At 34.2% G+C, this 23650-nt stretch carries 15 protein-coding genes, 1 tRNA gene and 1 pseudogene; 13 read left to right on the plus strand and 4 right to left on the minus strand.

What is annotated here, in order from left to right; genetic code table 11:
- The gene (locus Q1B05_RS01700; RefSeq protein WP_299776894.1) at positions 1-3318 is read right to left on the minus strand and encodes a DUF2723 domain-containing protein; all 3318 of its coding nucleotides are present in this window, start codon (positions 3316-3318) and stop codon (positions 1-3) included.
- A gap of 152 nt (positions 3319-3470) precedes the next feature.
- Here Q1B05_RS01700 and Q1B05_RS01705 point away from each other — a divergent pair.
- Positions 3471-3543 (plus strand) — tRNA-Gln (locus tag Q1B05_RS01705).
- Positions 3544-3610: 67 nt separating this feature from the next.
- Here the strand turns inward: Q1B05_RS01705 and Q1B05_RS01710 are convergent.
- Together Q1B05_RS01710 and Q1B05_RS01715 are read right to left on the minus strand one after the other, a co-directional pair.
- Entirely contained in the window at positions 3611-4057 is a 447-nt protein-coding gene (locus tag Q1B05_RS01710) for a hypothetical protein (RefSeq protein WP_299776896.1), read from the minus strand.
- A 504-nt stretch (positions 4058-4561) separates the two neighbouring features.
- Entirely contained in the window at positions 4562-5389 is an 828-nt protein-coding gene (locus tag Q1B05_RS01715; protein WP_299776898.1) for a universal stress protein, read from the minus strand.
- A gap of 155 nt (positions 5390-5544) precedes the next feature.
- On the opposite strand from Q1B05_RS01715, the gene rimP reads away from it, so the two are divergent.
- From rimP to infB, 3 genes are read left to right on the plus strand one after another with little or no spacing between them, the layout of a single operon-like run.
- Positions 5545-6006 (plus strand): ribosome assembly cofactor RimP, encoded by a 462-nt coding sequence (gene rimP / locus Q1B05_RS01720; protein ID WP_299776900.1) that lies wholly within the window; start codon positions 5545-5547, stop codon positions 6004-6006.
- 12 nt (positions 6007-6018) lie between these two features.
- Positions 6019-7251 (plus strand): transcription termination factor NusA, encoded by a 1233-nt coding sequence (gene nusA / locus Q1B05_RS01725; RefSeq protein WP_299776902.1) that lies wholly within the window; start codon positions 6019-6021, stop codon positions 7249-7251.
- Between the two features lie 30 nt (positions 7252-7281).
- A complete protein-coding gene (gene infB, locus Q1B05_RS01730; RefSeq protein ID WP_299776904.1) occupies positions 7282-10197 on the plus strand; it encodes a translation initiation factor IF-2 in 2916 nt (971 codons plus the stop codon).
- A 63-nt stretch (positions 10198-10260) separates the two neighbouring features.
- Here the strand turns inward: infB and Q1B05_RS01735 are convergent, their stop codons facing one another.
- A complete protein-coding gene (locus Q1B05_RS01735; RefSeq protein WP_299776906.1) occupies positions 10261-10662 on the minus strand; it encodes an SPOR domain-containing protein in 402 nt (133 codons plus the stop codon).
- A gap of 526 nt (positions 10663-11188) precedes the next feature.
- Here Q1B05_RS01735 and Q1B05_RS01740 point away from each other — a divergent pair.
- From Q1B05_RS01740 to Q1B05_RS01780, 9 genes and pseudogenes are all read left to right on the plus strand, one after another.
- Positions 11189-12478, plus strand: a complete 1290-nt coding sequence (locus tag Q1B05_RS01740; RefSeq protein WP_299776908.1) for a c-type cytochrome — start codon at positions 11189-11191, stop codon at positions 12476-12478.
- A 30-nt stretch (positions 12479-12508) separates the two neighbouring features.
- Positions 12509-15781, plus strand: a complete 3273-nt coding sequence (locus tag Q1B05_RS01745) for a TAT-variant-translocated molybdopterin oxidoreductase (RefSeq protein ID WP_299776910.1) — start codon at positions 12509-12511, stop codon at positions 15779-15781.
- A gap of 31 nt (positions 15782-15812) precedes the next feature.
- Positions 15813-17234, plus strand: a pseudogene (nrfD, locus tag Q1B05_RS01750) (NrfD/PsrC family molybdoenzyme membrane anchor subunit); the annotation flags it as partial.
- Positions 17235-17273: 39 nt separating this feature from the next.
- The gene (locus Q1B05_RS01755; RefSeq protein ID WP_299776912.1) at positions 17274-17807 is read left to right on the plus strand and encodes a DUF3341 domain-containing protein; all 534 of its coding nucleotides are present in this window, start codon (positions 17274-17276) and stop codon (positions 17805-17807) included.
- A gap of 7 nt (positions 17808-17814) precedes the next feature.
- Positions 17815-18372 (plus strand): cytochrome c, encoded by a 558-nt coding sequence (locus tag Q1B05_RS01760; protein ID WP_299776914.1) that lies wholly within the window; start codon positions 17815-17817, stop codon positions 18370-18372.
- 28 nt (positions 18373-18400) lie between these two features.
- Positions 18401-19786 (plus strand): quinol:cytochrome C oxidoreductase, encoded by a 1386-nt coding sequence (locus Q1B05_RS01765; protein WP_299776916.1) that lies wholly within the window; start codon positions 18401-18403, stop codon positions 19784-19786.
- A 45-nt stretch (positions 19787-19831) separates the two neighbouring features.
- A complete protein-coding gene (locus tag Q1B05_RS01770; protein ID WP_299776918.1) occupies positions 19832-20905 on the plus strand; it encodes a cytochrome c oxidase subunit II in 1074 nt (357 codons plus the stop codon).
- Between the two features lie 38 nt (positions 20906-20943).
- Positions 20944-22737 (plus strand): cbb3-type cytochrome c oxidase subunit I, encoded by a 1794-nt coding sequence (locus Q1B05_RS01775; RefSeq protein ID WP_299776920.1) that lies wholly within the window; start codon positions 20944-20946, stop codon positions 22735-22737.
- Between the two features lie 84 nt (positions 22738-22821).
- Positions 22822-23637, plus strand: a complete 816-nt coding sequence (locus tag Q1B05_RS01780) for a DNA/RNA non-specific endonuclease (protein WP_299776922.1) — start codon at positions 22822-22824, stop codon at positions 23635-23637.
- The last annotated feature ends 13 nt before the right edge of the window (positions 23638-23650 follow it).

The raw sequence follows: 23650 nt of genomic DNA on the forward strand, positions 1-23650 counted from the left end.
TTATTCTACTGGTACCACTGTACTATCAGGATTAGGCAATATGTCTAATTCGTTTAGTTTAGGTGTTTCCGTTTGTTGCTGTTGTTGACTTCCACCATAAAAGTGTTCAAATAACTTTAAATGGTTGTTAAACGTTTGCATTTCTGTTTTAGCAAATTCATCGTCTTTTTGTAATACCACATCAACTAACGATTTGTAACGTTCAATATTGGTTACAATTTCTTCAGCGATATCGTATTGTTTTTCGATTTTTAAAGTGCTATAATAGTTCAAGTTTTCTTGATATTTAGCAGCCACTTCTGTAAATAAATGTCTAGCCTTTTCTTTAGCTCCCACTTCGTAATAACCAGCGATATATGGTTCTAGAAGGGTGTAATAGCCAAAGTAGTCTACAGGCATGTTTTTCATGGCAATATCGGCTACATCTTCTGCTTTGTCTAATTTCTTTTCGTTTATTAATTGTTCCATTAATCGGGCAATGTTTCCTCGGTAAGAAATAGAATTTTTGCGTGTCTCAGGATCGTGATAAATATCTGCGCTACCGCTGTTACCCCAATCCCATCCTTTAACTTTCTTGTACATTAAATCGGCATCTACACGACCCATGTCAAACGGATTATTTCTGTTTATAGGTGTTTTAATAGGGACTAATTTATAGCACATACCGTCTAGTTGCAGGTAATTCTTCATCCATAAATAATCGTCGTCTCCAAAGCTACCTCCAGTAAAGTAAATAGGGCGTTTCCAATCGTTGTTAGCAACAATATCTAACATTAATAATCTGTTCTTGTAAAGTGCGCTACTACTAATATTTAGATTGATTTTATCTACAATTTTATCGGCATCTTTTGCGGCTACAATTCCATTATTTAATACTGTTTGCTTATCTACATTTATAGTTAAGTTCTCTACAGGGAAATAATTAGAGTTTTGTAATTGTGTAGGATAATAGCTTGGATCTTCACCTTGCATTTCTAAGATGTATTTAAATTTAGTCTTAGGATTATCGCTACCTACAAAATTGATAAAATCTTTAATATTCATGGTGTCTTTAGAGACGATGCGTTTCATAATATAATCACGCGTACCATAACGATATTGCTCATGAGTAAGTTGCGACGGAATCGGGTCGCTCTCGTAAGCTTTACGTTTCATTTGGTCTATATACCAATCTGTTTGGAATAAACTGGTGTTTACTATACGCACATCTGTACGGTAACCTTCAATTTCTTGGGCATACCATAGGGCGAATGTATCGTTATCTCCAATAGTAAATAGTATGGCATTTTCTGCACAAGAGTCTAAATACATTTTAGCCATAGAGCGCGCCGTGTATTTATCTGATCTATCATGATCGTCCCAGTTATTTGCAGCCATAATTGCCGGCACAAGAATTAGGCACGCTAAAGTAACAGCAGGAGCTAGTACAGGTGATTTAATGTGTTTTTTAAGTGCTTCGAAAATGGCATAGACTCCAAAACCAATCCAAAGGGCAAACACATAGAAAGATCCTACAACAGAGTAGTCCCGTTCTCTAGGTTCAAACGGTCTTACATTGGTATATACTTGTATGGCAACTCCTGTAAAGAGGAAGAACACCAAGAGTACCCAAAACATTTTTTTGTCTTTATTGAATAAAAAGAATAATCCGATTAGTCCTAAAAGTAGAGGTAAGAAATAATAAGTATTTCGTCCTTTATTATTTTTAACGTCGCTTGGTAAATTAGTTTGTGGCATATCTAAGTGCCATTCGTCTATAAAATTTATACCGCTTAACCAATTTCCATGATCGTCGTAACGGCCTTGAATGTCGTCTTGTTTTCCAACGTAATTCCACATAAAATAACGCCAATACATATAGCCAAGTTGATATTGAAACATGTAAATAATATTACTAGCTAAAGACGGTTTTTCAATATCTAAATACTGACCAAATTGTGTTAAGAAGCTACTATAGTCTTCGAAGTCTACATTACCTTGAGCCACATCGTTCTTAAAATTAGTAACAGAGGTGCGCAATTGGTTTTCCATTTGGTATTCAGGTTTCAATTTAAAATCTAAATAACCGGTAAACATCATGTAATTTTTTGCATGTTCAGAACTCCACATTCTAGGTAATATAGAAGCGTGTTCAGAATTGTAATTTTGTTTAGCACGTTTATAATCGTTTACAATAACGTATTTTCCTTGTGCTTCATCCTTTTCGTAATTAGGTTTATCATCTACATACGGATTGTTTTCATCTAAACCAGCATATTGTTCTGTGAATTGTGGTCCGTAAAATAAATGTGTTTCCGGATATTGTTCCAGGTTATAATACGCTAGTAATTCACGCGCATCAGACGGGTTATTTTCGTTCACCACTACATTTGCATTGGCACGAATAGGCAGCATGATCCAAGAAGAGAATCCTATAAAAATAAATAACAAACACAATGTTAAGGTGTTTAAGTGTACATATCCTTTTTGTCGTGTGTATTTTAAAGCAAAATAAAATGCAGCTATAAGTACAATTGCAGCTATAATAGTTCCCGAATTAAAAGGAAGTCCGATAGAATTGATAAAAAATATTTCTGAAGTACTAAAGAATTTTAGTGCATTAGGAAGTAATAATTTAAAGATGAATAGTAAAATAGCTACAGCAACTACATTTGCAATAATGAAGTTTTTAACGGTAATGGTTTTATAGTTTTTAAAGTAATATACAAGTGCAATACCAGGAATGGTTAATAATCCCATAAAGTGTACCCCAAACGATAATCCAATAACAAAGGCTATTAGAACAAGCCAACGGTTTCCGCGTGGCGTATCCATGTCTTGTTCCCAACGTAAACCTAGCCAGAACATGACGGCCATCATTAAGGTTGCCATGGCATAAACTTCAGTTTCTACAGCGTTAAACCAAAACGAATCTGTGTATGTAAACGCTAAACTTCCAACTAAACCACTACCTAAAATAGCCATAGCTTTAGATTTTGAAAGCGGATCGTGTTTAGAAATAATATTTTTTAATAATAAAGTAATGGTCCAAAACATGAATAAAATAGTGAATGCGCTAGCTACGGCACTCATTAAGTTTATCATGATACCAATTTGTGCAGGCTCTAACGCAAACATGGAGAAAAAGGCTCCAAACATTTGAAATAAAGGAGCTCCTGGAGGGTGTCCTACTTGAAGTTTAGCAGATGTTAGAATGTATTCTCCAGCATCCCAATAGCTTACGGTAGGTTCTACTGTTAGTCCGTAGGTTACTAAAGCGATAGCAAAAGCAACCCAGCCTAAGATGGTATTCCACTTTTTAAAGTTGAATTGTGTCATGAAATTCGGTGTTTATTCGGTAGGGCGAATTTAATAATAAATATGTAACAGTGAAGCCTTTTATAATAACCTTAGCAAATAGATTAAAATTTTTTTAAAAAAAGTTTGCGTGTATTGTGAAATGTTCTATATTTGCACTCTCAAATTAATGATGGCCCATGGTGTAACTGGCAACACGTTGGTTTTTGGTACCAAAGAGTCTAGGTTCGAGCCCTAGTGGGCCAACAACAAACCCCAATCTTGTAAAAGGTTGGGGTTTTGTTATTTTTATAGGTTTCTTAAATTAGCATTATTATAATTGCTTAAAAAACTTTAGGACGTAGTCTATGGATAGTATTTGAATGATGAATATGGCTAATGCAATTAATCCGAGTTGCCAATTAATTTTTCTCTTAATCTTTTCTAAGGTGCAATTGGTGCTTTTTTCTTTGGGTTGATTGAGTTCTTGTAGGTAGTATCCTCCGTTTTTTTGAAATTCCAGACCAGTGTGGGTTATGGACAAATTCCCATTCTTATCCTCTGTAATATAATTCTCTGTAATAAGTTTTTGTTTAATAGCTTCTTTTGTTTGGCTTTCCCATTTATTTTTTTGTAATGCTTTCGCGATATAGTCCATGTCAATCTTAACAGGATTTGTTTTTTTAAAAATGTCCTTAAATTCAGGATCCTCAAAAGAAGAAAGAAGCCCTAGGATGTTGTCTAGAATTTCATTCCTAATAGTTGGTGGATATTGTGTCATAAGTAGGGTAGGTGTTTTTGGGATTTTGTTTAAGTCTTTATTTCTTAGTGTTTTAGTTTTTTATTATTTAAGTAGGTTGTTTTCAAATATATATAAATAAGTTTTATTTTTCATCTTCAAATTAATGAATATCGATAAACGGTTTTTTGTGTTTTTATAATAAAGGAGGTTTTAATTATAATTTTCTAGATGTGATTGTTAGGGCTGGTGTTTGTGCAGGGGGGGAATTCTTTAGGAGGAACTAAGTGTGAAAATTTTAAAAACACTGTTATGTATAAGACAGGAGCGTTTTTGGTGTTAAGGTGGTTTTAAGTATTTGTGTGGTCTGAATGTTGTGTTTGAAAAAGTGTTATTAAGATGTTGTAAAATGTGTTTGCTTTAATTATAAAAGAGGTGTCTTATTTGTGCAATGTCTTATTCGGGTAGTTTTTTTAGGTGTGTTAATAAAAAAAAGCTTCTAAATACACTGTATTTAGAAGCTTTAAAATTGTAAGTCTTAATTTGTTAGATTTTGAATGTAATTACAGGTCTTACTGCATGGTTTACAATGTCTTCACTAATACTTCCGTTAAAGAAATGCGCTATACCTTGTCTACCATGTGTACTTATTCCAATAATGTCGGCGTTAATTTGTTGAGCAAAGTTTAGAATACCTTTTTCAACAGTATCGTCGTTATGTATATTAATGGTAAAGTTAGTGTAGTCTGAATTTTCTATAAAGCTCTCAATTCTCTCTTTAGATTCTTTTGTTGTAGAGAAATTATTAGGTGTATTAACTAATAACAAGTGAATTGTAGAATTAAATTTCTTAGCAAATTTAACAGCTTGGGTGTAAGTGTGTTTGTTGTCTAAGTTAAAGTCTGAAGCAAATATCATGTTATCTGCTTTAAATTCATTTTCAGTACTTTTTATTACTAAAACAGGAATGTGAGATGTGCGTACCACTTTTTCTGTGTTCGAACCAATAAAGATTTCTTTAAATCCAGTCGCACCATGAGAGCCCATGATAATTAAATCGATGTCTAATGCTTTTGCGTTTTCATTAATTCCTTGAAACGTTGAGTTTGTTTTAATAGAGTGGTGTACCGTAACGTCTTTTAAGAAATCTTTTTCTAAAAGCTCGTTAAAGTTTTTAGCAGCAAGTTTCATAAAAAATAGAGCTTCTGGTATTTCACTATAAGTAGGTGTCATTTTATCTAACTCTCCTACAGGAAGGTCGATCATGTGTAGTAAATAAATTTCACAATCAAATTTTTTTGCAAATTTAGCGGCAACTCTAGTAGCGTATTCAGCTTCGTCCGAAAAATCTGTTGGGACCATTATTCTTTTCATAAGTATTTTTGTTTTTGTTAAACGGCTATATAAAATTACGCATAAAAATTGATATTTGAAAGCTTGTATTAATCAATAAAAAAAATGTATATTTGCACCGTTGTAAGAAAAAAGAATATGCGAGGGGACAGAGTCCCCTCTTTTTATACTAAAAAATGTTTAGAACAACTGTTGAAGATTTATTAGAAAGCGCCTTACAAGAACGAAATGATTTGTTCTTGATAAGTTTAACTATTTCCGGAGAGAATGCTATTAAAGTTATTCTCGATGGAGACGAAGGTGTGAGTGTTGAGGATTGTATGTTTATAAGTAGGGCTATAGAGTCTGAATTAGACAGGGAAGAAGAAGATTTTTCTTTAGAAGTTATGTCTGCAGGAGCAACGTCTCCTTTATTATTAAGCAGGCAGTATACTAAGAATATAGGAAGAACACTAGAAGTTAAGACAAAAACAGACACAATAGAAGCTGTTTTGGTTGATGCTAATGATGATGAAATAGTTTTAGAATGGAAAGCTAGAGAGCCAAAACCTGTAGGTAAAGGTAAAGTTACTGTTCAAAAAGAAGCAAATATTTCTTATAACGATATTGTAGAAGCTAAAGTGATGATTAAATTTTAATTCAAAAGAGTTATGGAAAATCTTGCGTTAATTGATTCTTTTTCAGAATTTAAAGACGATAAATTAATAGATCGTGTAACGTTAATGGCGATTTTAGAAGATGTTTTTAGAAACGCATTAAAGAAAAAATTTGGAGATGATGATAATTTTGATATTATTATTAACCCAGATAAAGGCGATTTAGAAATATGGAGAAATCGTATTGTAGTTGCAGATGGAGAAGTTGAAGAACCAAATCAAGAAATTTCATTAACAGCAGCTCGTAAAATTGAGCCTGATTTTGAAGTAGGAGAAGATGTGTCTGAAGAAGTTAAGTTAATAGATTTAGGACGTCGTGCTATTTTAGCATTACGTCAGAATTTAATTTCTAAAATTCATGAACACGATAATACAAATATTTACAAGCAATTTAAAGATTTAATTGGAGATATTTATACAGCAGAAGTGCATCATATTCGTCACAGAGCTGTAATTTTGTTAGATGATGAAGGAAACGAAATCATTTTACCAAAAGAAAAACAAATTCCTTCAGATTTCTTCCGTAAAGGAGATAATGTAAGAGGGGTGATCGAAAATGTAGAATTAAAAGGAAGTAAACCGGCAATTATTATGTCGCGTACATCTCCTTTATTCTTAGAAAAATTATTCGAACAAGAAATACCAGAAGTTTTTGACGGATTAATCACTGTTAAGAATGTAGTAAGAATTCCTGGTGAAAAAGCTAAAGTGGCTGTAGATTCTTACGATGACAGAATAGATCCTGTAGGTGCCTGTGTAGGTATGAAAGGGTCTAGAATTCATGGCATAGTTCGTGAATTAGGTAACGAAAATATAGACGTTATCAATTATACAAGTAACCTTCAATTGTACATCACTAGAGCATTAAGTCCGGCGAAAGTGACATCAATTAAAATTGATGAAGAAAATAAACGTGCAGAGGTTATTTTAAAGCCTGAAGAAGTAAGTAAAGCCATTGGACGTGGTGGTCACAACATTAGATTAGCTGGTCAATTAACTGGTTATGAGATTGATGTGTTTAGAGAAGGTGCAGAAGAAGATGTTGAGTTAACAGAGTTTTCTGATGAAATTGATAGATGGATTATTGATGAGTTAAGCAAAGCTGGGCTTGATACAGCAAAAAGTGTTCTTGAGCAAGATGTAATAGACTTGGTGAAAAGAACCGATTTAGAAGAAGAAACAATTAACGAAGTTATTAGAATTCTTAGAGAAGAGTTTGAAGAATAACTTATATTTGGGGTATATTAAAGGCAATTTATGGCTGAAACAATAAGATTAAATAAAGTTTTACGTGAGTTAAACATCTCTATCGACCGTGCAGTAGATTTTTTAGAATCTAAAGGCGTGGAAATCGATAAGCGTCCAACAACGAAAATTTCTCAAGAAGTATATAATGTGCTTTCTGGCGAATTTCAAACAGACGCAAGTAAGAAGGTGGCTTCTCAAGAGGTAAGTGAAGCGAAGCTGAAAGAAAAAGAAGCCTTACGTGAGCAACGTGAGCGTGAACTTGAAGCAAAACAAAAAGAAGAAGCTAAGAAGGAGCAAATAGTAAAAGCCAAATCTCATCTCTCTGGCCCGAAACAAGTAGGTAAGATCGATTTAGATCCTAAACCGAAACAAGTTGCTAAGCCTGTAGAGAAAAAGGTAGAACCTGTTCAGCCCAAAGCAGAAGAGGTAAAACCTAAAGACGTTGTTCCAGAAATAGAACAGGTTAAAGCAGAAGTTAAACAGGAAGAAAAACCTGTTATAAAAGAAGAGCCTAAAGTAGAGAAAAAGGCAGATGAACCAGTTAAAAAGGTAGCGCCTAAAGTTCAAACTGCTCCAAAAGTAGAACATAAGCCAAAGCCTGTATCTCGCCCTTCAACACCTCCTGTAAAACCATCTCCGTCTAAACCTATTCAAGAGGTTAAGAAACCCGAACTTCCAAAAAAAGTAGAACCAGTTAAAAAATCAGAGCCCAAAGCAGAAGAGGACAAACCGGTACAGGAAGAACACTTAAAGACGAAATATCAGAAACTTTCAGGTCCAAAAATTGCTGGTGAAAAGATAGATTTATCACAGTTTAATAAACCAAAGAAGAAACCCGTTGCTAAAGCTGGGGCAGATGCTACTAATAAAAGAAAGCGTCGTCGTATTAGTAAACCTGGAGATAATAATAATACAAATAAACCAGGCGGACCAGGAAGAACAGCTAAACCAAGTACTTATAAAGGTAAAAGAACTGGCGGTCCAGGACAAGTAAGACGTCCAATCGTTAAGGAAGAACCTAGTGAAGCTGAAGTACAAAAACAAGTTCGTGAGACTTTAGAAAAACTTCAAGGAAAATCTAGTAAAGGAAAAGGAGCTAAGCACCGTAGAGATAAAAGAGATCACCATAGAGAGCAAAGTCAGAAAGACCTTGATCAACAAGAAGTAGAAAGCAAAATCTTAAAAGTAACAGAATTTGTTACCGCTAGTGAAGTTGCAACTATGATGGATGTTTCTGTAACACAAATTATCTCGGCTTGTATGTCGTTAGGTATGATGGTTACCATGAACCAACGTCTAGATGCTGAAACACTTTCTATTGTTGCAGACGAATTTGGTTACCAAGTAGAGTTTGTAACTTCTGATCTTGAAGATAATATAGAAGTTGTTGAAGATAAACCGGAAGATTTAATAGAGCGTGCACCAATTATTACGGTAATGGGACACGTAGATCACGGTAAAACATCTTTATTAGATTATATCCGTAAGGAAAATGTAATAGCAGGAGAATCTGGAGGAATTACCCAGCACATTGGTGCCTATGGTGTTACTTTAGATAGTGGTCAGAAAATGGCATTCTTGGATACACCGGGTCACGAAGCTTTTACAGCGATGCGTGCACGTGGAGCTCAAGTTACAGATATAGCTGTTATTGTAGTTGCTGCCGATGATGATATTATGCCACAAACAAAAGAGGCTATTGCCCATGCGCAAGCAGCGGGAGTACCAATTGTTTTTGCCATAAACAAAATAGATAGACCAGCTGCAAATCCTGAAAAGATTAAAGATGGTTTAGCACAAATGAACTTATTAGTAGAAGATTGGGGAGGTAAAATTCAATCTCATGATATATCTGCTAAACAAGGTACAGGTGTAAAAGAATTATTAGAAAAAATATTACTTGAAGCTGAATTATTAGAGCTTAAAGCAAATCCAAATAAACTAGCATCCGGAACTGTTGTTGAAGCATTCTTAGATAAAGGTCGTGGATATGTCTCTACTATTTTAGTACAAGCAGGAACATTAAAAATTGGTGATTACGTCTTAGCTGGTAAAAACAGTGGTAAGGTAAAAGCTATGCAAGATGAACGTGGTAATGAAGTTAAAGTAGCAGGACCAAGTACACCGGTTTCTATTTTAGGTTTAGATGGCGCACCACAAGCAGGTGATAAATTTAATGTTTTTGAAGACGAGCGTGAAGCAAAACAAATTGCTACAAAACGTACACAATTACAAAGAGAACAATCTGTACGTACACAACGACATATTACTCTAGATGAAATTGGACGTCGTATTGCATTAGGTGATTTCCAAGAATTAAACATTATCCTTAAAGGAGATGTGGATGGTTCTGTTGAAGCATTAACAGACTCGTTCCAGAAATTATCTACTGAAGAAATTCAAGTCAATATTATTCATAAAGGTGTTGGAGCCATTACAGAAAGTGATGTATTATTAGCTTCTGCATCAGATGCGATTATTGTTGGATTTAATGTTCGTCCAATGGGTAATGCCAGAACAATTGCAGATAAGGAAGAAATAGATATCCGTACATATTCAATTATATACGATGCGATTAACGACCTTAAAGATGCAATGGAAGGTATGTTATCTCCAGAACTTAAAGAAGAGATTACTGGTACAGCTGAAATTAGAGAAATATTCAAAGTTTCTAAAATCGGTAGTATTGCTGGTTGTATGGTTACAAATGGTAAAATTATCAGAACTTCAGGCGTACGTTTAATTAGAGATGGTGTAGTTGTTTACACTGGAGAATTAGCTTCTCTTAAACGATTTAAAGATGATGTTAAAGAAGTGTCTAAAGGTTATGATTGTGGTATGCAAATTAAAAACTACAATGATATTAAAGAAGGCGATGTTCTTGAATCATTCCATGAAGTAGAAGTGAAAAAGAAACTTAAATAAGAAGTATATATTAAGTCATAAAAAAGGCGACCATCTGGTCGCCTTTTTTTATGCTTTTTTATTTTAGTTTTTAATTTTTGGCTTTAAAATAAATGCATTCGGATACTTTTCTTTTATCTCTACAAGCGCTCTGTCTGCTTCAAGTTGTGTACGGAAGCTTCCTACCCAAATTTTGTAATTAGGAGTCTCATATAATAAAGTAGATTCCCATTGTTTAAACTCTGCATTATAATTGCTTAATGCTTTATTTGCAGCACTACGATCTGTAGTCACAGAAAAAATTTGGATTCTAAAACGATCTGAAGCATTTTCATCCTTATTCATTTCCTTTTTTATCTCAAGAAGTTTATTAATCTTGGCATCTTGATTAAGTTCTACATGGCCTTGTTGCGCAATAGCTTTTGTTGAAAGCGTAAAGGCACAAAAACTAGTTAAAGCAATAAGTTTTATTTTTAATATTTTCATCTTTTATTTATTTGATGCTTTTTTTACAAATGTAAAGTAATTCAGATAAAGATTTAAACACTGTTTGTACATTATTATTAATTAGAAAAGAAGATTATTATTTAATTGGTAAATTGTAAATTGTTTAAGGTTTAAAAATTTAATAAGTGGCTAGTAATGTTAATTTACCTGATTAAATGCAGTATCTATATCATTTAAAATGAAATTTAATAACCATCATATTGTTTGCTTAAAATTATTTAAATATTGAATTCATTTCGGACAAATTACTCTTAAAACCGTTTAGAATATAGGGAATTAGAGTAATCTCTAGAGAGGCATTAATAGCCCTTTTCGTGTAGTTAAGTAGGTGTAATGGGGGTAATACGTTTTTATTTAGACTACTTCTAAATTATGATTAACCATACTATAACGTTTTCTCAATCCACTTTAAATGTTATTTTTGTTCCATATTTTATGACTGATTTTTTATCCGTTAGAGATAAGAAAGTTTTACCAAAGTTAAGAAGTTAATTCAACCAATAATATGAAACAGGTGATTCACCGTAAATTCAGCAAAAACATCTTTCGTTTAGCTATAGTTATTTTACTTGCGTTTACAACCTCTATTTCCGCTCAGGGAGACCCAGCAAAGGGAAAAGCATTGTTTAATTCTAATTGTGCAGCATGTCACCAATTAGATAAAAAAATGACTGGCCCAGCGTTACGTGATATTGAATCGCGATTAAGCGAAGAAGGTCTTGATAAAGAATGGATTCATTCATGGGTTCGTAATAGTTCCGGATTAATTAAATCTGGAGATGATTATGCAAACAAAATTTTTAACGAATATAACAATGTTCCTATGACAGCGTTTCCTCAGCTGTCTGATGAAGATTTAGATAATATTTTAGCATATACAGCAGAGAAGAAAGCAGAGCCAGCTCCAGAAGCAGCTGCTGCTGCCGGTGCAGCAAAAGCAAGTGGAGAAGGCGATGGGATTTCTAATAAGATTATATTAGGAGCTCTAGTTGTTTTATTTGGATTATTGGCTATGGCTTTAATTTTAGTAAGACAAACATTAAATCGTTTTGCTGAGGCTAAAGGGGTAGATGTAAAAGAGTCTTCTGGTTTGCCATTGTGGAAAGCTTTTGTTCAAAACCAATTCTTAGTTTTAGTCACTGTTGTGTTTTTCTTATTAGTAGGAGCCTATTATGCTTATGGGTTTATGATGCAGGTTGGTGTAGATCAGGGGTATCAACCCGTACAACCAATTCATTACTCACACAAGATTCATGCTGGAGATAATGGTATTGATTGTAAATACTGTCACTCTTCTGCAAGAGTTAGTAAAACATCAGGTATACCTTCTTTAAATGTTTGTATGAACTGTCATAAATCTATTTATGAAGTTGCAGAAAGTACAGCGACTCCAGAACATAGTAAAGAGTTTTACGATGGTGAAATCCAAAAGCTATATAAAGCTGTTGGTTGGGATGATACAGAGCAAAAATATACAGGAGAGAGTCAGCCCGTTAAATGGGTAAGAATTCACAATCTTCCAGACTTCGTTTACTTTAACCACTCACAACACGTTACTGTTGCAGGTGTTGAATGTCAGACCTGTCATGGTCCTGTAGAAGAAATGGAAGTTATGTACCAACATGCACCATTAACAATGGGGTGGTGTATTAACTGTCACAGAGAAACAAATGTAAAAGTTAAAGACAACGATTACTATACAAAAATCCACGAAGAATTATCTAAAAAGTACGGTGTTGAGGAGCTTACAGCTGCGCAGATGGGTGCTTTAGAATGTGGTAAGTGTCATTATTAATTTATTTAAGAAGTAATTCAATTATACAATATGTCATCAAACAAGAAATACTGGAAAAGTGTTGAAGAGCTAAACGAAAATAGTTCTATTGTTGAGGCGCTAAAACAAAACGAATTTGTTGAAGAAATTCCTACAGACGAGTTTTTAGGTGATAAAGCAACGCTTGAATCATCTTCTACAACTCGAAGAGATTTCTTAAAATATGTTGGTTTTAGTACAGCAGCCGCATCGCTTGCAGCTTGTGAAGGACCAGTTATTAAATCGATTCCTTATGTAGTTCAGCCAGAACAAATTATTCCTGGTGTTGCAAATTATTATGCAACAACTATTGCAGACGGTTTTGATTTTGCTAGTGTTTTAGTTAAAACACGCGAAGGTCGTCCTATTAAAATTGAGAACAATTCCTTAGCTAAATCTAACGGAAACGCAAATGCAAGAGTGAATGCTTCTGTATTAGGTTTGTATGATAGCTTAAGGGTTCAAGGTCCATTAAAAGGTGGTAACCCTGTATCGTGGAATGATTTTAATACTGAAATAGCTTCTAAATTATCAAGTTTAAGTTCTGCAGGAAAAGAAATCGTTTTGTTAACTCAAACTTTTGCTAGTCCTTCTACAGAACGCTTAATAAATACATTCAAAGAAAAATACGGTAAGGTTCGTCATGTTGTTTATGATGCAATATCAGAATCAGCAGCTTTAGATGCTTACCAAGCAAAATACGGTAGTCGTGCTTTAGCCAATTATGATTTTGCTCATGCAGAAACTATTGTTTCTTTTGGTGCAGATTTTATTGGAGATTGGCAAGGTGGAGGTTACGATGCTGGTTATTCTGCTGGACGTATACCTAAAGATGGTAAAATGTCTCGTCATTATCAGTTTGAAGCAAATATGTCTTTAGCTGGTGCAAATGCAGATAAACGCGTGCCTTCTACGCCTAGTCAACAAAAAGTAGCTTTAGCTAAATTATACGGTTATGTTGTTGGTAGTTCTGTTTCAGGAACATTGCCAGAACATATTGATGCTGCAGTTAAAAAAGCGGCTAACGATCTTAAAAAATCTGGAAAAGGTGGTGTCGTAATCACTGGTCTTCAAGATGTCAATGCGCAAGCTTTAGTGTTAGAAATTAACGCCGCTTTACGTAGTAGAGCATTTATGCCAAACGTTCCTGTTTTAATACGACAAGGTAACGATAAGGACGTAATGCAATTAGTAGCAGATATGAAAGCTGGTCGTATTGGAGGAATTATAATGAGTGGAGTTAATCCATTATATAGTTTGCCAAACGCAGCCGATTTTGCTGAAGGATTAAAGAAAACAGAATTAGCTGTAACATTCTCGATGAAATCAGATGAGACAGCTTCTCAAACAGAATATTTAGCTGCGGCTCCTCATTATTTAGAGTCTTGGGGTGATGTAGAATTAAAACGCGGACACTTTGCGTTAACACAACCAACTATTCGTCCGTTATTTGATACAAAACAATTTCAAGACGCTTTATTAGCATGGACAGGAAACACAATTTCTTATCATGATTATATCAAAGAAACTTGGAATACTAGTATTTTAGGTGGGGCTTCATTTAACCAAGCCATTCATGATGGTTCATTTGTTGCAGGTTCATTAGGAACTTTAGCTCATGGTGTTTCTCAAGAAACTATTGATGAAACTAAAACTACACTAGAAGAAAAGAAAGATAGAACTTGGGTTGGTGGTGTTATTCATGACGCAGCAGTTGGTGTTGGAATTAAAGACGAAGACAAAGAGGGCTATGTAACGACGACCACTTCAAAAACGGTTTCTAACGGAAACGTGTCGGGCGGTGCAAGTTTTGTTGTTAATGATATCTCAGGCGCAACAGTAGCTTCAGCATTAGTCGCTTCTGCCAAATCTGAAGGTTTGGAATTAGTATTATATACTAAAGTAGGTATGGGAGATGGTCAACAAGCCAATAACCCATGGTTACAAGAATTCCCAGATCCAATTACAAGAACATCTTGGGATAACTATTTAACCGTTTCTAAGGCAGATGCCGCCGCATTAAATTTAATAAACAAAAATGTAGCTAACGGAGGATTAAATGGTAGCTATGCTAGTGTAACCGTAAATGGAGTAACTCTAGAGCGTGTACCAGTTATTATCCAACCAGGTCAAGCTAAAGGTTCTGTAGGTTTATCTTTTGGTTATGGTAGATTTGCAGGATTAAAAGATGAAATGAAAACTGGTGTTAATGCTTTTGGATTATACCAAAACTTTAATACTGTTCAAAATGTATCTGTAAGTGCTGTAGATGGAGAACATGAGTTTGCATGTGTACAATTACACAATACATTAATGGGCCGTGGAGATATTATTAAGGAAACAACTTTAGAAATCTTTAATACTAAAGATAAGAAAGAGTGGAATCCAATAGCAATGGTATCTTTAAACCATGTTGAAACTCCTGTAACTTCTCCAAAAGTTGATTTATGGGATGAGTTTGATCGTTCTATTGGGCATCATTTTAACTTATCTATCGACTTAAACGCTTGTACAGGATGTGGAGCATGTGTTATTGCATGTCATGCAGAAAACAATGTACCAGTTGTAGGTAAAAGTGAAATTCGTCGTAGCCGTGATATGCACTGGTTACGTATTGATAGATATTATTCATCTGAAGAATCTTTTGAAGGTGATAATGAGAAAAAAGAAAATATTTCAGGATTAAGCAGTGCGTTAAGCGAATTTGGAGAAATGGAGCATCCTTCAGAAAATCCACAAGTTGCTTTTCAACCCGTAATGTGTCAACATTGTAATCACGCACCATGTGAAACTGTTTGTCCAGTAGCGGCAACATCACACGGTCGTCAAGGACAAAACCACATGGCTTATAACCGTTGTGTAGGTACACGTTACTGTGCTAACAACTGTCCTTATAAAGTACGTCGTTTTAACTGGTTCTTATATAATGGTAATGATGAATTTGATTACCATATGAATGATGACTTAGGGCGTATGGTATTAAATCCAGATGTAGTAGTACGTTCTCGTGGTGTTATGGAAAAATGTTCAATGTGTATTCAAATGACACAGAAAACAATTCTTGACGCTAAACGTGACGGACGTGTTATTAAAGATGGCGAATTCCAAACCGCATGTTCTGCCGCTTGTAGTAGTGGTGCAATGGTGTTTGGAGATGTCAATGACAAAGAAAGTAAGGTAGCACACCTTAAAGAAGATAATCGTATGTATCACTTGTTAGAACATATTGGAACAAAACCTAATGTGATTTATCAAACAAAAGTGAGAAATACAACAGAAGCATAATTAACGAATTAAGAAATAATTAGATAAGGATATGGCGTCTCATTACGAAGCACCTATAAGAAGACCCTTAGTTACAGGAGAAAAGTCTTACCACGATGTAACCGTCGATGTAGCAAGACCTGTAGAAGGAAAAGCAAATAAATTATGGTGGATAGTTTTTTCTATTTCATTAGTTGCTTTCCTTTGGGGAATAGGATGTATATTATACACAGTATCAACTGGTATTGGAACTTGGGGTTTAAATAAAACCGTAGGTTGGGCCTGGGATATTACCAACTTTGTTTGGTGGGTAGGTATTGGTCACGCAGGAACATTAATTTCTGCAGTACTTTTATTATTCCGTCAAAAATGGAGAATGGCAATTAACCGTTCTGCAGAAGCCATGACCATTTTCGCGGTTTTTCAAGCAGGTTTATTCCCAATTATTCACATGGGTCGTCCTTGGTTAGGATACTGGGTATTACCAATTCCAAACCAATTTGGTTCGTTGTGGGTAAACTTTAACTCTCCTTTACTTTGGGATGTATTTGCAATTTCAACGTATTTATCTGTATCATTAGTATTCTGGTGGACAGGTTTATTACCAGATTTTGCGATGTTAAGAGATCGTGCTGTTAAACCTTTTCAAAAGAAAATCTATTCTTTATTAAGTTTTGGATGGTCTGGTAGAGCTAAAGATTGGCAACGTTTTGAAGAAGTATCTTTGGTACTTGCAGGTTTAGCAACACCACTTGTACTTTCTGTACACACGATTGTATCTTTTGACTTTGCAACTTCTGTTATTCCTGGATGGCATACTACCATTTTCCCTCCTTACTTTGTTGCAGGAGCCGTATTTTCTGGATTTGCAATGGTAAACACACTTCTTATTATTATGAGAAAAGTGTGTAATTTAGAAGACTATATTACAGTACAACATATTGAATTGATGAACATTGTAATTATGATTACAGGTTCTATAGTAGGTGTGGCTTATATTACAGAGTTGTTTATTGCTTGGTATTCTGGTGTAGAGTATGAACAATATGCATTCTTAAACAGAGCAACCGGTCCTTATTGGTGGGCATATTTAATGATGATGTCTTGTAATGTATTCTCTCCACAATTTATGTGGTTTAAGAAATTAAGAACAAGTATTATGTTCTCATTCTTTATTTCTATTGTAGTAAACGTAGGGATGTGGTTCGAACGTTTTGTAATTATTGTAACATCATTACATAGAGATTACTTACCATCGTCTTGGACAATGTTCTCACCTACATTTGTAGATATCGGAATATTTATTGGAACTATAGGTTTCTTCTTTGTATTGTTCTTATTATATTCTAGAACATTCCCTGTAATTGCTCAGGCGGAAGTGAAGACCATTTTAAAATCTTCAGGAGAATATTATAAAAATATTAGAGAAAGAGGAGATAGTTTAGTAGGTACAGGTGCGGATTCTAGAACATCAGGAACCTCAGTTAATAATTCAAAAAACTAAAAGTAGCATATGGAATCTTCAAAAGTTATTCACGCTATTTATACAGACGACGATGTTTTAATGGCTGCCGTTAAAGATGTCCGAGTAGCAAAATATCATATAGACGAGGTATATACACCTTTTCCGGTTCACGGACTAGATAAAGCAATGGGATTAGCGCCAACCCGCTTGGCCATAACAGCTTTTATTTATGGATGTATTGGTTTAATTGTAGCAGCAGCTATGATGAATTTTATCATGATTGAAGACTGGCCTCAAGATATTGGAGGAAAGCCAAGTTTTAGTTACTTAGAAAACTTGCCAGCCTTTGTCCCAATTATGTTTGAACTCACTGTGTTTTTTGCAGCTCACTTAATGGTTATTACATTTTACTTAAGAAGTAGAATCTATCCTTTTAAAGATGCTGAAAATCCAGATCCAAGAACTACCGACGATCACTTTTTAATGGAGATCTCTGTAGCCAATCATAATGAAGAAGAAATCACCGAGTTTTTAAAAACTACAGGTGCAGTAGAAATTAACTTAGTAGATAAAGCCCATTAATAGAATTATGAAAAGCTTAATAAAAATATTTGCAATAGCCGTAGTTTTAATATCTGCAGTGTCTTGTCAGGAAAATGGCCGACCAAACTATCAGTTCATGCCTAATATGTATGAATCTGTAGGATACGAAACTTATAGTGAAACAGCAGCATTTAGAAATGGTGTTGAAGCTCAGTTACCAGCAGATGGTGCTATAGCAAGAGGACATATGCCTTTCACGATCCCGAATACATTAGAAGGATACGATGAAGCAAAACAGAACTTAATGAATCCTTTAGACTCTACTTTAATCGATTTCAACAAAGGAAAAGAGTTATTCGATATCTATTGTGGTATTTGCCATGGTACTAAAGGTGACGGACAAGGAACTTTAGTTAAAAGAGAGAAAATTTTAGGAGTTCCTAAATACGATGATGCAGGACGTAATATTACAGTTGGTAGCGTATATCATACTATTTATTACGGAAAGAATGCAATGGGGTCTTACAAGAATCAATTGTTAGACGAAGAACGTTGGCAAGTTTCTGCTTATGTTATGAAACTTAAAGCAGATTTAGAAAAGTAAGTCGATTAGATAAAGATTATATATAGATATGTACACACTTTCAAATAAATTAAGAACATTTTCTTTCGCTCTAATAATCTTAGGATTTATAGGGGTAGTTTATGGTTTTATGTCTTCTCATAAATCTTTAGATGAAGTAAAAACTATGCTAGCTGAAGATGCTGCACATCATGGAGTAAAACAAGATGATTCGCAAGCCATTCATATAACAGAAGCACATGAAACACATGCTGAAGCTGCCGCACATGGTGAAGAATCTCAAGCCGAAACTGCACATGCAGAAGGTGCAGATGCTCATCATGGCGATGCACATGCAGAACATGTTCAACATCAAATTGCAAATAGACCTTGGTCTGCATTATATGTTGCGGCTTTCTTTTTTATGATGATTGCTTTAGGAGCTTTAGCTTTTTATGCCATTCAAATAGCTGCACAAGCAGGTTGGTCTCCATTACTTTTTAGAGTTATGGAAGGTATAACAGCATATTTATTACCAGGAGCTATCATTGTTTTATTAATTGCAGTAGCATCTGGAACTATTGGGCATTACAATATTTTTATATGGATGGATCCTGAAGTTGTAGCCGATGATAAATTAATTCAAGGTAAATCTTCATGGTTAAATATTGGATGGTTTGCTGTGAGAGGATTAATTTACATAGCAGGATGGTGTACATACAGACACTTTTCTCGTAAATTTAGTTTAGCACAAGATTTAGCCGACGATAACTCTAATTTCAAGAAAAACTTCCGTATATCTGCAGCATTTTTAGTATTCTTTATTTATTCAGAATCTATTATGTCTTGGGATTGGATTATGAGTGTAGATCCACACTGGTTCTCTACGCTTTTTGGATGGTATGTTTTTGCAAGTATGTTTGTAAGTGGTATTACAGTAATTACATTAATTACAATCTACTTAAAATCTAAAGGAATGTTGCCATCTGTAAACGATAGTCATATTCATGATTTAGCTAAATTCATGTTTGGTCTTAGTGTATTCTGGACTTACTTATGGTTCTCTCAATTTATGTTACTTTGGTATTCTAACATTCCAGAAGAGGTTACTTACTTTATAACACGTATAGAAGATTATAACTTACCATTCTTTGGTATGGTTGCCTTAAACTTCTTATTCCCATTATTAATATTAATGAATAGTGATTACAAACGTATTCCTTGGTTTGTTGTCATGGCAGGCGTTGTTATTTTATTCGGACATTATATAGATATTTTCAATATGATTATGCCTGCAACAGTAGGAGATCAATGGTTTATTGGAATACCTGAAATAAGTTCCGTATTATTATTCGCAGGATTGTTTATATTTGTGGTGTTCACAGCAATATCAAAAGCACCATTAGTTCCTAAACGTCATCCATTAATTGAAGAAAGTGAACATTTTCATTATTAATTTACTTTTATTACTAGTAACATATAAAGACCAATAACAAACAGTATGACTGCTTTATTTATAATTTTAGTTTTAGTATTTATATCAATAGCCATTTGGCAAATGGTTAAGATCTTCGACTTGGCTCAAGCGGGCCTACCAGAAGACGACCAAGTTGCTACAGAAAAAGATAATACCATGAATGCCTATCTTATGATGGGGTTTTTGGCCTTTATTTATATCATTACCATTGTGTGTATTGTTAAATGGGGAGATTTACCTTTATTATCTAATTCTGCTTCTGCTCACGGACCAGATATTGATAATTTAATGATTATCTCTTTGGTGTTAATTTTTGTTGTACAAACTATAACACAGTTTCTACTTCATTTTTTCGCATTTAAATATAAAGGACAAAAAGGTCGTAAAGCATTGTTCTTTGCCGATAATAATACCTTAGAAGCTATTTGGACTATTATTCCTGTAATTACTTTAGCAGGATTAATTATATATGGTTTATTTACTTGGACTAGTATTATGAATGTTAGTGAAGATGATGATCCAATTGTAGTAGAACTTTATGCTCAACAATTTAACTGGAAAGCCAGATATAGTGGAGCCGATAATACTTTAGGTAAAGCTAATGTAAGATTAATTGATATTGATCGTGCTAACATTTTGGGTTTAGATGAATCTGACCCTAATGCTCAAGACGATATTATAACTTCAGAATTACATTTACCTGTAGGAAAACCAGTATTATTTAAAATGCGTTCTCAGGACGTATTACACTCTGCTTACATGCCTCATTTTAGAGCACAAATGAACTGTGTTCCTGGTATGGTTACTCAATTTGGATTTACACCAACCGTTACTACAGCGGAAATGCGTCAGAATCCTGATATTGTTGATAAGGTTAAGAACATTAATTCAATTAGAGTAGAGAATAGTAAAGAATTAGTTGCTAAAGGTGAAGAGGCTTTAGACCCATATGAGTTTGATTATTTATTATTGTGTAATAAAATTTGTGGAAAATCACATTACAATATGCAAATGAAAATTATCGTAGAAACTCAAGAAGAATACGATGCTTGGATTAAAGAGCAAAAGTTGTTTAAAAATTCCCTAGTAGAAAACTAATTCAATCAAAAAAGACTTAAAAAACCGAAAATAAGATTATGTCAGAACACGCAGATACTCACGCTCACGACGACGACCACGGACATCATCATAAATCAACTTTCATTACCAAATATGTGTTCAGTACAGATCATAAAATGATCTCTAAACAGTATTTGATAACTGGAATATTTATGGGGATTATTGGAATCCTTATGTCTATTATGTTCCGTATGCAAATTGCATGGCCGGAACAACCTAATGTTTTATTTGAAGCTTTATTAGGAAAATGGGCTCCAGATGGTGTTATGGATGCAGATATTTATTTAGCATTAGTAACTATACATGGAACTATAATGGTATTCTTTGTATTAACAGCTGGATTAAGTGGTACGTTTAGTAACTTATTAATTCCATTGCAAATTGGTGCTAGAGATATGGCCTCTGGATTCCTTAACATGGTATCGTATTGGTTATTCTTTGTATCATGTATTGTTATGTTAGGCTCATTATTTGTTGAAGCCGGACCAGCAGCAGCGGGTTGGACTATTTATCCACCGTTATCTGCTTTACCTATGGCATCTAGTGGTTCTGGTATGGGAATGACACTTTGGTTAGTTTCAATGGCTATCTTTATTGCTTCTCAATTAATAGGATCTTTAAACTATATAGTTAGTGTACTTAACCTGCGTACAAAAGGGATGTCTATGACTAGATTACCTCTTACTATTTGGGCGTTTTTTGTAACAGCTATTATTGGTTTAGTATCTTTCCCAGTATTATTATCTGCGGCTTTATTATTAATCATGGATAGAAGTTTTGGAACATCATTCTTCTTATCAGATATCTTTATTCAAGGTGAAGTTTTACATTACCAAGGTGGTTCTCCTGTATTATTCGAACACTTATTCTGGTTTTTAGGTCACCCTGAAGTATACATTGTAATTTTACCTGCAATGGGATTAGTTTCAGAAATTATGGCAGCCAATTCACGTAAACCTATTTTTGGTTACCGTGCCATGATTGCTTCAATTTTAGCTATCGCATTTTTATCTACAATTGTATGGGGACACCATATGTTTGTATCAGGAATGAATCCTTTCTTAGGTTCTGTATTTACATTTACAACGTTATTAATTGCTATTCCTTCTGCTGTAAAAGCCTTCAACTGGATTACAACCATTTGGAAAGGTAATATTCAGATGAATACTTCTATGTTATTTTCTATAGGTTTTGTTTCTACTTTTATTACAGGTGGTTTAACAGGTATAATTTTAGGAGATAGTGCTTTAGATATTAATGTTCACGATACTTATTTTGTAATTGCTCACTTCCACTTAGTAATGGGTATATCTGCACTTTATGGTATGTTTGCTGGTATTTACCACTGGTATCCTAAAATGTTTGGACGTATGATGAATAAAAACTTAGGTTATATTCATTTCTGGGTCACTGCAGTATGTGCTTACGGTGTATTCTTTCCAATGCATTTTATAGGTATGGCAGGTTTACCAAGACGTTACTATACAAACTCTAATTTTCCATTATTCGATGATTTAGCCGATGTGAATAAAGTGATTACCATATTTGCTATTATTGGTGGTATTTTCCAAATTGTATTCTTATATAATTTCTTTATAAGTATATTCTACGGTAAGAAAGCCCCTTTAAACCCTTGGAGATCGACTACTTTGGAGTGGACAACTCCTGTAGAACATATTCATGGTAACTGGCCAGGAGAGCTTCCTGTAGTTTACCGTTGGGCATACGATTATAGTAAACCTGGACATGATGTAGATTTTGTACCTCAAAATATCCCTTTAAAAGAAGGAGAAGAAGAGTTGCAACACTAAAAATGTAACTCCTTAATATATTAAAAGCCTTTTCAATTTGTTTGAAAAGGCTTTTTCTTTGTACTTTACTCACCTCTATATATTATGAAGAAATTTTTATCTATTGTTGGCGTTATCCTTATCATATTTGTATATGTCTATGAACAATATTTAAAGACTGCTGATTCCTCTTCTGAAGAAGTGTATACGGATGACACAGACCTTACTGATAAAAAAGAAAATGCTTATTATTTGCCAACATCTACAACCGGACAAATAATTTACCATAATAACTATACTTTGTCTTATAATGAAAGCCATGAACAGGCGGAATGGGTGGCATACGAATTAAAAAAATCTGATATTGTATATGTCGATAGAAAACGGCCTTATTTCTATGAAGATAAAGCAGTAAAAACGAAATCTGCAGATTGGAGAAATTATAAAAAATCGGGTTATGATAAAGGGCATTTATGTCCTGCAGCTGATAGACGTAAATCTATTGCATCTTATAATGAAACCTTTTTAACTAGTAATATCTCACCCCAAAATCACGATTTTAATGCAGGTATTTGGAATGCATTAGAACAAACTGTACGTACATGGGCAAAATCTTATAACGATGTATATGTAGTGACAGGAGGTGTCTTAACTCCGAACTTGAAAACCATAGGAGATGAGCACGTTTCAGTTCCAAATTATTTTTATAAAATTATCTTTAAAGATGATGGAGCTAATTCTAAAATGATTGCTTTTTTAATGCCTAATAAACCCAACGAAAACAAATCTATTAAAAGTTATATTGTTTCTGTAGATCAAATTGAAGCAGAAACGGGTATAGATTTTTTTCCTAATATAGATGACACTCTAGAAGCAAATCTAGAACGCAGTACAAATGCCGTTGGATGGCGTTTTAGATAACTTATTTAATAAC

Origin of the sequence: uncultured Formosa sp. (assembly GCF_947500765.1) — a bacterium.
In the GTDB taxonomy this organism is placed as follows: domain Bacteria; phylum Bacteroidota; class Bacteroidia; order Flavobacteriales; family Flavobacteriaceae; genus Formosa.